Source organism: Halomonas sp. BDJS001, assembly GCF_026104355.1.
Lineage (GTDB): Bacteria > Pseudomonadota > Gammaproteobacteria > Pseudomonadales > Halomonadaceae > Vreelandella.
In genome coordinates this window covers 2,466,280-2,481,145 of record NZ_CP110535.1, presented here as the reverse complement: position 1 = coordinate 2,481,145, position 14,866 = coordinate 2,466,280, and the positions used below count along the sequence as shown (strand labels likewise).

Sequence of the window (14,866 nt, the reverse complement as noted above, 5' to 3'; positions counted from 1 at the left end):
ATGAAATAATATTTTGCTATGCGGAATTTAGGCAGCATTACATATTTTAATCGCCAGGAGCACGCCTTATGAAAGTACTCGTCGCGGTGAAACGCGTCATCGACTACAACGTCAAAATCCGCGTTAAGGCGGATCATTCGGACGTCGATCTCACCAACGTCAAAATGGCCATGAACCCCTTCTGCGAAATTGCCGTGGAAGAGGCGGTGCGCCTGAAAGAGAAGGGCGTGGCGACGGAAGTGGTCGCTGTCACGGTAGGCCCCAAGGCCGCCCAAGAGCAGCTGCGTACCGCGCTGGCCCTGGGGGCAGACCGCGCCATCCATATCGAAACCGACGAGCGCGCCGAATCCCTGGCGGTGGCCAAGCTGTTGGCCAAAGTGGTCGAAGAGGAGCAGCCGGGATTAGTGGTGCTGGGCAAGCAGGCCATTGACACCGACAACAACCAGACCGGCCAAATGCTCGCCGCACTGACGGGGCTTGCGCAAGGTACCTTCGCCTCGGAAGTGGCGGTCGACGGCGACAAGGTTCATGTCACCCGTGAAATCGACGGCGGCCTGCAAACCATTGCCCTCACGCTGCCGGCGATTGTCACCACCGACCTGCGTTTGAATGAGCCGCGCTACGCCAAGCTCCCCGACATCATGAAGGCCAAGAAAAAGCCGCTGGATGTCAAAACCCCCGCCGACTACGGCGTCGAGGTTGCCTCCAAGGTCAGTCTGCTCAAAGTAGAGTCACCCGCCGAGCGCAAGGGTGGCGTTAAAGTCGCCTCGGTAGACGAGCTGATCGACAAACTCAAAAACGAAGCCAAAGTTCTTTAAGGTCGGTTAATTACCCCCCGTACTTTACGCATGCGCTTTGAAAGGAGCTGATTTTATGAGCATTTTGGTACTTGCCGACCTACACGAAGGCCAACTGGCCGGCGCCACCGCCCACGTGGTGGCGGCCGCCCAAGCCATCGGTGGCGATATCGATATCCTGGTGGCCGGGGAAGGCGTTCAAGCCGCTGCCGAGGCCGCCGCCAAACTCGACGGCGTGAGCAAAGTCCGCGTCGCCGATAACGCCGTTTACGCCCACCAGCTGGCCGAGCCCATGGGCGCGCTGCTGGTCGAACTGGCGGGTGATTACACCCACGTGCTGGCCAGCGCCTCCACCACCGGCAAAAACGTACTGCCGCGTTTAGCGGCGCTAAAAGACGTCAGCCAGCTGTCGGACGTTATCGCCGTGGACAGCGCCGATACCTTTAAGCGCCCGATCTACGCCGGTAATGCCATTGCCACCGTTAAAAGCGACGACGCGCTGAAAGTGATCACCGTGCGCTCCACCGGCTTTGATGCGGTCGGCACCAGCGGCAGCGCGACGATTGAAACCGTCGATGTGGTGGTGGACAACAGTCAGTCCAGCTTTGTCAAAGAAGAGCTGGCGCAGTCGGATCGTCCTGAACTGGGCGGCGCCAAGGTGGTGATCTCCGGCGGCCGCGGCATGGGCAACGGCGAAAACTTCAAGCTGCTCGACGGCATTGCCGACAAGCTCGGTGCCGCCATCGGTGCTTCCCGTGCCGCGGTCGACGCAGGCTTTGTACCTAACGATATGCAGGTCGGTCAGACTGGCAAGATCGTCGCCCCGGATCTGTATATCGCCGTGGGCATTTCCGGTGCCATCCAGCACCTGGCGGGCATGAAGGACTCCAAGGTGATCGTCGCGATCAACAAAGACGACGAAGCACCGATTTTCCAGGTGGCAGATTACGGCCTGGTGGGGGATCTGTTCGAGATCCTGCCGGAGCTTGAGAGCAAGTTGTAAATGCTTCTGGCATCCACGTATTGCTCGGAACAACCCTACGCGGGGGCGCTGTGAACCCATCCATGGACGCTACTTTCGCCATCTGACCGCCATGGATGGCGGAAATGCCGGAAACGTCGGGAACTTTTTTCCGGCCCTGGCGAAAGACCCCCGCTACGGGTTGTTCCGATCAAGCCATTGCAGTGTGTCATCTTCTTGAAAGGCCCAGAGGGGCCTTTTGCAGTATCACCGCACAATAACAACCAGCGAGTTTCCCATGCTAACGCGCCTAACCGCTTCATTAACCCTGCCGGTGATCGGTTCACCGATGTTTATCGTCTCCGGGCCAGAGCTGGTGATTGCCCAGTGCCAATCGGGCATCATCGGTGCTTTCCCGGCGCTCAACGCTCGACCTGCTGAGGTATTACGTGAGTGGTTACAGCAGATCACTCAAACCCTGGCCGACTATGATGCGCAACACCCCGAGCAACCCTCAGCGCCCTTTGCGGTGAACCAAATCGTGCATCCCACCAATGACCGCTTAGAGCATGATGTCGCGCTATGTGCCGAGTTCAAGGTGCCGCTGGTCATCACCAGCCTGCATGCGCCTAATCAAGTGGTGAAAAAGGTGCACGCCTATGGTGGGCTGGTGTTTCACGATGTGACCACGTTGCGGCATGCTAAGAAAGCGATCGATGCGGGGGTCGATGGTTTGATACTGGTCTGCCACGGAGCGGGTGGCCATGCCGGGCGGTTAAATCCCTTTGCGTTTGTGGCTGAGGTGCGGCGCTTTTACGATGGTCCGCTAGTGCTGGCAGGGGCGATTAGCAAAGGTGAACAGATCGTTGCCGCCCAGGCGCTAGGTGTGGACTTGGTGTATATGGGCACGCGCTTTATCGCCACTCAAGAAGCCAATGCCCAAGCGGACTATAAACAGATGGTGCTGGACTCAGCGGCAGACGACATTGTCTATACCAACCTGTTTACCGGCGTGCACGGTAACTATCTGCGGCAAAGTATCGAGCAGGCGGGATTGGATCCTGATGCGCTGCCTGAAGGTGATAAAACCGCTATGCGCTATGGCTCAGGGGGGAGCAGTAAGGCAAAAGCGTGGCGGGATATCTGGGGTGCGGGGCAGGGCGTCGGTGGCATTGGCTCTATGCACAGCGTGGCCGAAGAAGTGGCCACGCTGTGCCAGGATTACCAGAAAGCGCTGGATCATTTGCGGCGGCTTTGACGAAACGCCGCCGTTCTCAGGCAGCAGTTAACAGATCGCTGACCGTTTCGAGATGATAGTCGCTATCGCCCAGGTAGTGATCGAACATTACCAGATGCTTGGCGTAGTTAGCGACATAGCACTCTTCGGTCATACCCATCGCCCCATGCAGCTGGATCGCCTGTTCGGCAATAAAGCGAGCCGATTCGCCGCAGTAGGCTTTGGCCGCGGCAATTTTGTAATCCCGTTGGCTGGCAGGTAGCGCGAGACTAGTGGCGGCTAAAATCGCCATGGAGCGGGACTGCTCCAGGTGCAGGTGCATATCCACCATACGGTGCTGAAGCGCCTGGAAGGTAGATAGCGGCAGGCCAAACTGCTTGCGCTCTTTTAGATAGGCCAGGGTTTGGTCGCAGGCCTCCTCCATTGCGCCAATGGCTTGGGCACACAGTGCCGCACGGCCAAGGGCGAGTACCTCCGCCAGCGCATTGCTGGCATCTTCACTCAGGCAGTTGGCTGGCGGCAGCGTGACGCTGTCCAGGGTCAGATCGCCGGCGGGCTGGTCATCGATAGTGCGATATAGGTGCGTAGAGGTGCCCGGGGCACCCGCTGGCACAATAAACAGCCCTAGCTTGCCGTTAGCTAATCGAGCGCTGACCAGCGTTGCCGCAGCGGACTCCAGGTTTAGTACCACATCTTTTCTACCGGTTAGCCGCCATTGGCCGCCTAGCTGGGTAGCCTGGGTAGCTACCGTAAAGGCGTCGTAGCGGGCACCAATCTCCTGCCAGGCAAACGCTAACTGATGCTCGCCTTCAAGCAGTGGGGCTAGCCAGCGGGTTTGCTGCTCGCTGTTGGCGGTATGGGCCAGCAGTTGGCCGGGCAGCACCAGGCCAGCCAGATAGGGCTCGGGCACTAAGCCTCGTCCCAATGCCTGCATAATAATCATCAGATCGGTGCCATCGCCGCCTAGCCCGCCCACGTCTTCGCTGAAGGGCATATGCAGCAAACCCAGCTCGGCAAAGGTGCGCCATAGTGCAGAATCACCGTTTGCAGCAGCGGTAAGCATAACGCGGCGCTGCTCGGGGGAAACCTGGTCGGCCACCAAGCGGGTGAGCGTCTCTTCGAGCATGCGCTGCTCGTCGGTTAAAGCAAAATCCATGCTGACCTCACATATTTAGAATGGTTTTGGCGACGATACTTTTTTGTATTTCATTGGCGCCACCATAAATCGACAGCTTGCGACGATTGAAGTACTGAGCGCTGGCGGCAGCGTTTTGGGTGCGTTCGTCATCCAGGCGGCCTTCGCCATACAGGAAGTCGGGGAAGAACGGCAGCGCAGCAGGGCCAAGAGCACGGCGGGTGAGTTCGCTTAGCTCCTGGCGAAGCTCTGAGCCACGTACTTTCAGCAGGGAGCTCTCTGCGCCGGGTACGCCGCCATCCCGGGCCGCGGCAATCACGCGCAGGTTGGTGACTTCCAGCGCCATCAATTCAAGCTCGGCTTTGACGACTCGGTGGCGAAAGCTGGGCAGCTCCAATAGCGGCTTGCCGCGATGCTCAATTCGGCTGGCCAGTGACTTCAAGTGACGCAGCGCCTGCTTGGCGTGGCCAAGTCCGGCAATGCCGGTGCGTTCGTGGGTGAGCAGGAATTTGGCACAGGTCCAGCCTTGGCCCTCTTCCCCGACGCGGTTTTCTACGGGAACGCGAACGTTATCTAAAAAGACTTCATTGATCTCGTGGGCGCCATCCAGGGTGATAATGGGCCGCACGATGATACCGGGGCTCTGCATATCAATGAGTAGAAAACTAATGCCCGCCTGCTTTTTCGCGTCTGGGTCGGTACGTACTAAGCAAAACAGCATGTTGGCGTGCTGGCCCAGGGTGGTCCAGGTTTTCTGACCATTGACGATATAGTGGGCGCCATCACGCACGGCGCGGGTATTTAGGCCCGCTAAATCAGAGCCAGCGCCGGGCTCTGAGTAGCCTTGGCACCACCAGTCCTGATTGCTCAAAATGCGCGGCAGGAAGTGCTGTTGCTGCTCGACACTGCCGAATTTCATGATGACGGGAGCCACCATATTAACGCCGAAGGGGACGACCGTAGGCGCATGGGCCGCGGCGCACTCTTCGTCGAAAATATGCCGCTGTACCGGCCCCCAGCCTGGGCCGCCGAACTCTTTTGGCCAGTTAGACGCTAGCCAGCCCTGTTCGCTGAGGATGTTCTGCCAGCGCAGGTGATCATCGGCACGCAGGTGGCGTCCTTGGCGTACGCGTTCGCTAATATCGCTGGGCAGTGCATCGGCAAGAAAGCGGCGTACCTGTTCGCGAAACGCCTGCTCTTCGGGGCTAAAGGTGAGGTTCATGGGCTATACATCCTTAGCTGCAGTAGAGAGCGTGGCCTGACGGTGCGGCCCACCTAAGTGACGCGGATAGCCAAACGCTTCCACCGCGAGCAAATCGAGGTCACTTTCCCGGTAGCAGAAGCCCTGTTTCGCCATATTGATACTTACCTGTTCAAGCGCTGACTGCCTTTCACTGGCGAGAGATCGCTGAATGGCAGCATGCATCGCGCGAAGCATGCTTTCTTGCTGGCTGACCACGATGTTTAGTCGCAGTGCTTTAAGCGTCAGTGCGGCTCGCTGCTGAGTAAGTGGCTCTGCGCTTACGTTGATTAGCTCTGCGATATGGCCGTTTTCAGCAATGATCAGACTTAGCGCATTATCGCTGGAGCTGGCGCTGCCAATCTCTTCCAGTGCGACAACCGGGTAATTTGCGTGGGAATCCTGAGTACCATCTGGCGCCAGTAGGCAAAGTTCGGTGGCCTCATCGGGTGCGCTGGTTAAGCTAATGCCCGCCTTTTGCGAGGCCTTTTGCAGGCGTTCAAAGAGCGGATGCTCACCAATCAGTGCAACGTGTTTAAAAGCACTGGCTTTCTCAACGTCGGGCACCAGGTGGGGGTTGCGTGCGGCAAAAAACAGATGGATAAGCCCGGCGCGCTGGGGGGAGTCCATACAGGCTAGAAACAGCTCCCGCTCGCGGCGTAACCCAGCCTTAAGTGAGTCGGCATCCACGCAGGCCTGAATCGCTTCGACAATGCGAAACGGCGAGAACAGTTCAGGAGACTGTTGGTTCAGCCGATCCAATGCCGCAGTGATTGCCTGAGGATTCGCCGCCGGGGCAGGAAGTTGGCCGGTAATGCGGGGCGTTTGGGCGCCTGCCAGCACTTCCTGGGCTGCGGCTAAACCCGCTTCAAGGGGCGTTTGAGCGTTGCTGATAGCATCGATAATACCCGCCTCAAGCGCTTCTTCAGCCTCCACAAAACGCCCGCTGGTAATCATCTCTAACGCGCGCTCTACGCCCACCAAACGTGGTAAACGTTGGGTGCCACCGGCGCCAGGCAGTAGGCCAAGCTTTACCTCAGGGAGTCCCACGCGGGTGCCTGCCAGCGCGATTCGGTAGTGGCAACCGAGTGCCACTTCCAAACCGCCACCCAGGGCCGTACCGTGCAGGGCGGCGATCAGCGGTTTCGGGCAGTCTTCCAAGTGGCTAATCACATCGGGCAGCAGCGGCGCTTGAGGCGGCTTACCAAACTCACGGATATCCGCCCCGGCAATAAACGTGCGGCCATCGGCTAACACGACCAGCGCTTTAGCGTCGGCGTCGGCAATACCCTCTTCGAGCGCGTTGACTAAGCCGCTGCGCACTGCGTGCCCCAAGGCATTAACCGGCGGGTTAGCAATTTGGATAACGCCTATATCACCGTGGCGCTGGTAGTGAACGGACATAGTTAGGCTCTCGTATTTTGCATGATAATGAATTGAAAAAATCTTGGCGTTCCATCTGTTAAGCAGCAGAGGCGCTATGCGAGCGACGATGGTGGCGCTGGCTTAAGCGTGCCATCAACACGCCGGGCACCAGCGCCGCAAGCGCGAGACCGATCAGTTCCCACTGGCTAAGCGGTACCATCCCACCGCCAGGCAGTGCCAGGAGCAGGCCCGCGATCAGTACCAGGGCACGAATCACGATCTCCTGCAGTGCGCCATAGCCCAACCGGCCAACGCCCATCAGGTAGCCCTGCATCGCCGAGGCAAACAGAATGATGCCGATGACCGCCTGGATAAACACGGCCACGATCACCAGCGGTGCGCCCTGCATAATCAACGCCGGATTAAGCACAAAGAGGAAGGGGATAAAGTAGATCACGCTACCCAGGCGCATGGCCTGCAGGCCGGTTTCCATGGGCCGGGCACCGGCCACGGTGGCGGCGGCAAAGGCACCCAGTGCCACCGGCGGAGTAATAAAACTCAGCATGCCCCAGTAGAGGATGAACATATGCACCGCCATGGGATCCAGCCCTCCGCCTTGAATCAGCGCGGGGGCTAGGGCAACGGCGAGGAAAATATAGGCGGCGGTAACGGTCATACCTATGCCAAGCACGAAGCTGGTCACGGCCCCCATAATCAGCAGCAGCGGCACGCTGCCGCCGGCAATATTGATAAAGTCGTTGGCGATGGTGCCGGAAAGACCGGTCATCGAAAGCGCACCGACCAGCATACCCACACCGGCCAGAATAGCGATTAGCTCGGCAAATAGCTTGGCGGCAGATGAGAGCGTGTCGGCCACGTCCTTCCAGCCCCAGCGGTTATGCTTGGAAAGCTGGTTTAGCACTAACAGCAGCGCGGTGGCATAAAAAGGCGCTACGGCTTCACGCTGCATAATCAGCAGCATCCAGACTAAGAGGGCGAAGACGAAAATAAAGTACCAACCCTCTTTGAGAGTCTGCCAAAGCGATGGCAGCTCAACGGCGGGCAGGCCTTTAATATCGTGGCGGGCCGCGTAGGCATCAATCTGAATAAACAGCCCCAGGAAATACAGAATTGATGGAATCACGGCAGCCAGCGCCACAGCGGAATAGGGAATGTCGAGAAACATCGCCATCACAAAGGCGGTAGCGCCCATCACCGGAGGCATTAAGACACCGCCGGTTGAAGCGCAGGCTTCTACACCGCCGGCAAAGGAGCGGCTCATGCCGATACGCCGCATGGCGGGAATCGACAGCACGCCGGTGGTGAGTACATTGCTGATCACGCTGCCGCTCATGGAGCCCATCAGGCCGCTGGAAAAAATCGACACCTTAGCGGGGCCGCCACGCACATGGCCCAGCAGCGCAAACGCCAGATTAATAAAAAACTTACCGCCGCCGCTTTTTTGCAGCACCACGCCAAATACCAAAAAGCCAATCACCAGGCCCGCGAATGCCTGAAGTGGCACCCCCATGATGCTCTCGGTACTCATGGTGTGGTACATGGCGGTCTCTTCAAGCGTTGAAGGAAACGCCTGGATAGGGCCAGGGACGATATCGGCCACCAGCGGATAGAGCGAGAATACCCCGGCAATAATCGCAATGGGTAAACCACCCGCCCGGCGTGCCGCTTCAATAATCAGCAGCCAGTAGGCATAGCTGGCATAAATGGCGATTTGAGGCGCAGAAAAAGCCCAGCCGCGCTCCAAAATGGGCACAGCGTTGTAAACAAAATAGCCGCCAACAACTAGCGTTATTGCGCTCAATAGGTAGTCATACCAGGGAATGGGCTGCTCTTGTTGGCGACTGCGCATGGGCCAAAGCAAAAACACCAGCGGTAGCAGCAGCGCCACAACGGCGTAGTAGAACTGCGTCTCCAGACCCGTAACGAACGTCAGTAAGCCAACGTTAAATAGATAATCCAGGGTCATCGCCATCAAAATGACGGTGACCGTGGCGGGTATCCAGCGCAGCGCAGGGGGAAGCGGACGAATTTGGCTGATCTTTTCTTTAACCTGCTGATGATTGGCAGGTGAGGTATCTATGGTCATGGGGGACATCCGTCAATCAGCAGGGGGCGGCAACTGCCGCCCCGTGGTGTATCACTCAAAGATCGGCTCGAAACCAGCATCGCTCAGCGCGGCGGCACGGGCTTCCATCCAGTCGGCAGTAAAGGTCTCATCATCACTTGGGGCGTCTTGCATAAAGTCTTCCCAGGCGGTTAACAGCACGTTCTGGCGTTCAACGAGGTTGTCCTGATGGGCCTGCATTTCATCAGTCCATACATCGATCTCTTTGTAGTACTCCACCACCGCATCGTGGAACGGCACTACCCATTGAAGATCTTGCTGTTCCAAGGCATAGCCAAGCGCCCCTGGGGCGTTATCTTTATAGTCGTCAAAATTCTCCTGCATGGCCTTGATCAGTCCGTAAGCGACGTTGTCGTCCAGATCCTGGTTGGCCACCACAATCGGGTATGGGTAGCTAGCGCTTGGTACGGGGTTGTCGGCGCTAATACCTCCGGCGCCTGTGGTAATTTGATGGGGGCGAAAATAGGGGGCAACTGCGGTTAGGCGCTCCCAGCCTGCTTCATTTTCCGGATCCAAAACTGGCCAACTAATGCCGCGGGGGCTACTGGCCAACTGCTGGGCTGGTGGGGTAACGGTAGTAGTAAATGAGGCGTCTACATCGCCAGCGATGATGCCGTCAAACGAGCGACCATAGCCGGGATAATCAACCCGCTCGACGTCATCCCAGGTTAAACCGCCGAAGGCGAGATACGCCTCTGTGCCTTTATTGAGCGCATCGTCACCACGGATATAGGCGATGCGCTTACCGGCCAGGTCGGCGGGCGTTTCAACGTCCAGGTCGCCCGCCACCGCAAGGGAAAGGCCAAAAGAGGCAGTGGAAGTGGTAATCACGCGTAGCGGCTGGGGGCCCCAGTCACGGTCGGCAAACATCATTACACCTTCTGCACCGTAGTAACTGGCGATCCCGCAGGCGCAAAGGTCTACGCGGCCCTGCTTGAGCGGCGTCATGCGTGATACATCGTTATCCCCCGGCAGGATACGCACCGATGAACCGTATTTGTTCTGCAGCATATTGCCGATGGCGACGGCTTGGGCATAGCCGCTTGAGTTGGTGCCATAGGCCGTCCAGGCCATGGTGCCGGGCAGTTCAATTTCGTTGGCGTGGCTGACTGCGGCGCCGAGTAGCGATAGAGGTAAGGCGGCAAAAAGTAGGCGTTGAGCGAAGGGGCGCATTGGGATACTCCTTTATTGTGGTTGTAGTGACGTTGGTGGTGACGTTCAGTCGCTGGTTATTTGATTCAAGGTGTTTTGCTATGCGGTATTTTATTTTGCTAAATGGTCGAGTGATAGTAGAGAAGCCGCTGGGTGGCTGTCAATGCCGTTGTTAGCAGCGGTGCTCGTTGGTAAACAACAGGCATAAAAAACCAGCAATTGCCTGGTTTTTCAGAGTAGTAGCGAGTGCTGTGCCGTTAAGAAAATTCACGCCAAGCGGCGTAGGTGCTTAGAAATACTCTTCCGGTAAGCGCCTCCAGGAAGTCGCTCTTCTTGAGTTGATCCATCACTGGGCCTTTCACCTCGGATAAATGCAGTTTTACATCGGAGTCTTTTAAGCGAGCGTTGATGGCATCCAGGCTCTCAAGCGCCGAGGCATCGATCAGGTTAACCGCCGAACAGATCAGCACCACATGCTCAAGCTCGGGGTGGCTCGCCACCAGGTTGTATACGGTGTCTTCCAAATAGCGGGCATTGGCAAAATAGAGGCTTTCATCGATACGCAGCAGGGCAACGGTATTGACTGTTTCGACATCGTGGCGGGTGGTGTTTCTAAAGTGTTCGGTACCGGGCACGCGACCCACCAAGGCACTATGGGGGCGGCTGGTGCGGTAAAGAAACAGCGCAATAGAGAGCGTCACTCCGCTGATGATGCCGGCTTCAACACCTTCGCACAGCGTGAGTAGAATCGTCACCGCCATGGCGGCAAAGTCGCTGCGGGAGTAGCGCCAGGTTTGCCGCAGCATGGGGATGTCCACAAGAGTCAAAATCGAAACGGTAATCGTCGCGGCCAGGGTGGCGATAGGCAGATAGTAGAGCCAGCCGGTGAACGACATGGTGACCAGTGCAATGCCTAGTGCTGCAAAGGCACCGGCGGCAGGGGTTTGCGCACCTGCGTCGTAGTTGATAACGGTGCGGGACAACCCACCGGTTACCGGCATCCCGCTTGAAAAACCGGCAGCTAAGTTGCTGGCACCCAGGCCCACTAGCTCCTGATTGGGAGAGATGCGCTGGCGCCGTTTAGCGGCCAACATCTGGCCCATGGAAACCGACTCCACAAAGCCGACCAGGCTAATCAGTAGCGCAGGAATTAGCAGTGCCCGCCACAGCGAGTAGTCCGCCCAGGGAAAGCTAAACGCGGGTAATCCTCCAGGAATTTGACCCACCACGTCGACGCCTCTAACGGCCAACTGCCAGTGCCAGGTCACTAGAGTGGTAATTACGACGGCAAACACCGGCCCCGCTTTAGCGATCAAGTCCGCTAGGGTGCCTGGTAGGCCCATTCTGATCAGGGTGGCTTTACCATAGCGGCGCATAGCGATTAAAAACAGTAGGGTTCCACCGCCGATCAGTAAAGTGGCGACGTTAAAGGTGTCTAAATTGGGTACCAGCGTGATAAAGCGCTCTACCAGGGTAAAACCGCTGCTCTCAACCCCTAGTAAACTGCCCAGTTGGCTAGCGGCGATCAGTATTCCCGACGCCGTTAAGAAACCGGAGATAACCGGATGGCTCAGAAAATTGCTGAAAAAACCCATTTTCAGCAATCCCATTATCACCAGCATGCCCCCAGAAAGCAGCGACAGAATCAGCGCTGCCTGCAAATAGGTCTCTGAGCCCGTGGCAGCCACCGAGGAGAGAGCGGCACCGGTCATCAGCGCGATAATTGCCACCGGCCCAACCGCGAGGGTTTTACTGGTACCAAACAGCGTGTAGACAAGCTGCGGCAGGATGCTGGCATAGAGCCCTACCACCGCGGGCAGCCCGGCTAGCAGCGCATAGGCCAGCGATTGGGGAATGACCATCACGGTGACGATCAAACCCGCCAAAAGGTCGGCCCCCAAAAGGCGTTTATGATAGTGGGGCAGCCAAGTCAGGATCGGCAAATAGCGCTTTAGCATGGATTCCATGTGTTGTAGAGATGGCAGAACAGAGAGAGTAAGGGATATTCCCATTTATTGCAGTGCTTATATTCATTTGCACGGTGTTAAGCCAATGATGACCAAGCGCTTATGCGCTTCCTGCCTTCTCCAAAAGTGCTGCTTTCTTCCCCCAAAGTGCTACTTCTTTCATAAGCGTTACACGCTAAGCTTAGCCGCGAAGGGGAGTTCAGTCCCCAGAAGTAGTATTTTCGATACTCAATAATGTCAATAAAAGAGTACTGCTCATGCGCTTACTGCGATTGTTAGTCCCGGTGCTGTTCGTGGCGCTTTCCATAGGGCTTGCCGCTCAGGGCGGCTACTGGCGTTACCTGGCGCTCCTGTTCGCCGCGATGGGCGGGGGTGCTATGCTGCTTAGTGCGCTAGATGGCGTTTACCGAGCCGATCAACGTCGCCTGGAGCAGCGTCGGCTTGGCTTTAAGCCGCTGTGTGATTACCGGTCGCTGCGTGCCATGGCCTACCGGTTAATGAAGCGCGCTAGTAGCACCGCGATTGCCTCGGCAGAAGTGTCGCATTACGCCGACCTGATGGATCAGCGCTTAACCAAACAAGAGACCATGGCCCGTGAGGCTTCATCGAGTATGACGGCCATTAATGCAGCTATTATGCAGGTGAGTGCCAGCGCCAGCCAAGTGGCGGCGCTGGCAGAGAGCGCCCGGGAAGCCAGTCATCACAACCATGCTGAGCTGGACGATATTATCCAGGACATGAGCGACGTCGCCGACCGCTCCAACCAAGCGCTGGAGATGCTGACCGCGCTGAACGATAAAATAGAGCGCGTTCGCAACGTTACCTCCATGATTGAGGGTATCGCCGAACAGACCCATCTGCTGTCGCTCAATGCGTCAATTGAAGCGGCCCGAGCGGGTGAACACGGGCGAGGGTTTGCCGTCGTTGCCGGGGAAGTGCGCAACCTGGCGCTCAAGACCTCTACCGCGACGCAAAGTGTCGATGAGCTGGTTAAGGATATGCATCAGAGTGGCCAGTCGGTAGTCGACACCATTGGTGACTTAATGGCCCGTATCAGCGAGCGCTCCAAGGGGCTGCAAGTGGTCGGCACCAGTCTGGGTACGATGACTGAGGAATTCGACCAGGTGCAGAGCGAAATCACCCGTGTTGCCGATGCGATGGAAAACACCCGTCAGCATAGTCAAACCGTGGCGGACAGCCTGAGCCAGTTGGAAGATGATGTAGATGAAGGCAACCGAAATATGCACGATTTGGCTGAACAGGCCCGCGCATTGATGGAGGCTGCGGAAGGTGTCGATGGTGAACTTGCCCAGCAGCATTTAGAGGGCCGTCACCAACAGGTGTTCCACGCCGCACGATTAACCGCCGATAAATTGGGTAAGCTGCTGGAGAAAGCGATTGCCAGTGGGGAGCTTTCAGGCACCCACCTCTTTCAGCCCCATTATGAGCAGATTCCGGGTACGCAGCCGCCGCAATATAAAACCGGTTTTGACAGCTTCACCGATCGCTATCTGCCCGAACTGCAGGAGCCTTTACTCACTCAGCTGAATTTAAGTTATGCCATTGCCTGTGACCGTAATGGCTATGTACCGACCCATAACAAAGCGGTGAGCCTCGCGCCAACCGGTGACTATGCCCACGATTTAAAATTCTGTCGCAATAAACGGATTTTCGATGATCCGACCGGCAGCCGCTGTGGTGCTCATGAAAAGCCGCTGCTGCTACAAACCTACAAGCGCGATACCGGGGAGATCATGCATGACCTCTCAGTCCCGGTGTATGTACAGGGTAAGCATTGGGGCGGCTTCCGGGTCGGCTACCAGCCTGAACGGGACAGTGTGTCGTCGCCTATGCCTCAAGCTGCTGCCGATGCCAGTGCATCACCGCCGCTGGCATTAACTGGTCGCAGCATAGCGCGGGCGTGATTGCCACGCCGACCAGGAATAAAGCGCGAGCCCGATCCAAATAAGCACGAACGTTGCCAGCTGTATAACGCCCAGGGGCTCGCCGAACACGGTTAAGGCAATCAGAAACTGAATGCTGGGATTGATATACATCAAAAAGCCCAGGGTCGCCAAACGCAACCGGCGTGCCGCGCCGGCAAAGGCCATTAACGGCAGCGCGGTCAAAACGCCACTGGCGATCAGCAGGCCAGTCGAGGACGAATCCTGTAGAAAGTGCGAGCTACCGTTCCAGCTTAACCATGCCAAGGCGATCAGAGCGAGGGGGAATAGCAACAGGGTTTCTACAAACAGTCCGGATAAACCGTCCAGCGGCACCTGCTTACGAAACAGGCCATAACTGCCGAAGCTGAGCGCCAGCAGCAGACTAAGCCAGGGCAGCTCGCCAAGCATCACAAACTGCGCTGCAATGGCCACACTGGCCAAGCCCAAGGCGACCAGTTGCAGCTTTGCCATCACTTCCCGCAATACCAGCATGCCTAGCGCGACGTTCACTAAAGGCGTTAAGAAGTAGCCTAGACTGGCCTGCAATACCTGCTTTGACTCTACCGCATAAATATAGATGCCCCAGTTAAACCCGATCAGTAGCGCGCAGGCCAACACCCGACCAAGCCGTTTGGGTTCGCCCAATGCAGTGACCACCGGAGGCCAGCGGCGCAGAAGGGTAATCAAACCAACCAGAAATAGGCACGCCCAAATAATGCGGTGAATCAAGATTTCAAAGGCGGGAACACCGTCGAATAGGGCAAAAAATAACGGAAAGCAGCCCCACATGATATAGGCGGTCAGCCCAAACATAACGCCTTTGACGGCAGCAGGATCGCGTGTTGGAGTGGGAAGCATAGCAGCCTCATTATTTAAAGATGCTAATCTAGCATAAACGTTGCCTTGAGACTGACGAATTG

General features: G+C 57.2%; 11 protein-coding genes. 4 read left to right on the top strand and 7 right to left on the bottom strand.

Translation table 11 applies throughout. From position 1 onward, the window contains the following. Positions 1-68: 68 nt before the first annotated feature. The 3 genes from OM794_RS11480 (at position 69) to OM794_RS11470 (ending at position 3,016) form a co-directional block, all read left to right on the top strand. A complete protein-coding gene (locus tag OM794_RS11480; protein ID WP_265154618.1) occupies positions 69-818 on the top strand; it encodes an electron transfer flavoprotein subunit beta/FixA family protein in 750 nt (249 codons plus the stop codon). A gap of 55 nt (positions 819-873) precedes the next feature. After that, positions 874-1,800: an electron transfer flavoprotein subunit alpha/FixB family protein gene (locus OM794_RS11475; RefSeq protein WP_265154500.1), complete on the top strand. Its 927-nt coding sequence runs from the start codon at positions 874-876 to the stop codon at positions 1,798-1,800. Between the two features lie 256 nt (positions 1,801-2,056). Beyond that, on the top strand, positions 2,057-3,016 hold the full coding sequence (locus OM794_RS11470) for an NAD(P)H-dependent flavin oxidoreductase (RefSeq protein WP_226250037.1): 960 nt from the start codon (positions 2,057-2,059) through the stop codon (positions 3,014-3,016). 16 nt (positions 3,017-3,032) lie between these two features. Here the strand turns inward: OM794_RS11470 and OM794_RS11465 are convergent, their stop codons facing one another. From OM794_RS11465 to OM794_RS11440, 6 genes are all read right to left on the bottom strand, one after another. After that, entirely contained in the window at positions 3,033-4,151 is a 1,119-nt protein-coding gene (locus OM794_RS11465) for an acyl-CoA dehydrogenase family protein (protein WP_226250036.1), read from the bottom strand. 7 nt (positions 4,152-4,158) lie between these two features. Next, the gene (locus OM794_RS11460) at positions 4,159-5,352 is read right to left on the bottom strand and encodes an acyl-CoA dehydrogenase family protein (RefSeq protein ID WP_226250035.1); all 1,194 of its coding nucleotides are present in this window, start codon (positions 5,350-5,352) and stop codon (positions 4,159-4,161) included. Positions 5,353-5,355: 3 nt separating this feature from the next. Further along, on the bottom strand, positions 5,356-6,774 hold the full coding sequence (locus OM794_RS11455; RefSeq protein ID WP_226250034.1) for an enoyl-CoA hydratase/isomerase family protein: 1,419 nt from the start codon (positions 6,772-6,774) through the stop codon (positions 5,356-5,358). A 58-nt stretch (positions 6,775-6,832) separates the two neighbouring features. Beyond that, positions 6,833-8,842: a TRAP transporter permease gene (locus OM794_RS11450; protein ID WP_226250033.1), complete on the bottom strand. Its 2,010-nt coding sequence runs from the start codon at positions 8,840-8,842 to the stop codon at positions 6,833-6,835. Positions 8,843-8,893: 51 nt separating this feature from the next. Beyond that, positions 8,894-10,054, bottom strand: a complete 1,161-nt coding sequence (locus tag OM794_RS11445; protein WP_226250032.1) for a TAXI family TRAP transporter solute-binding subunit — start codon at positions 10,052-10,054, stop codon at positions 8,894-8,896. Between the two features lie 236 nt (positions 10,055-10,290). Then, a complete protein-coding gene (locus tag OM794_RS11440) occupies positions 10,291-11,991 on the bottom strand; it encodes a SulP family inorganic anion transporter (protein WP_226250031.1) in 1,701 nt (566 codons plus the stop codon). 266 nt (positions 11,992-12,257) lie between these two features. Between OM794_RS11440 and OM794_RS11435 the strand changes: the two genes are divergently transcribed. After that, positions 12,258-13,925, top strand: a complete 1,668-nt coding sequence (locus OM794_RS11435; RefSeq protein WP_226250030.1) for a methyl-accepting chemotaxis protein — start codon at positions 12,258-12,260, stop codon at positions 13,923-13,925. Here OM794_RS11435 and rarD read toward each other — a convergent pair. Continuing rightward, positions 13,896-14,804 (bottom strand): EamA family transporter RarD, encoded by a 909-nt coding sequence (rarD, locus tag OM794_RS11430; RefSeq protein WP_226250029.1) that lies wholly within the window; start codon positions 14,802-14,804, stop codon positions 13,896-13,898. The two genes, OM794_RS11435 and rarD, sit on opposite strands and share 30 nt — an antisense overlap. Positions 14,805-14,866: the final 62 nt, after the last annotated feature.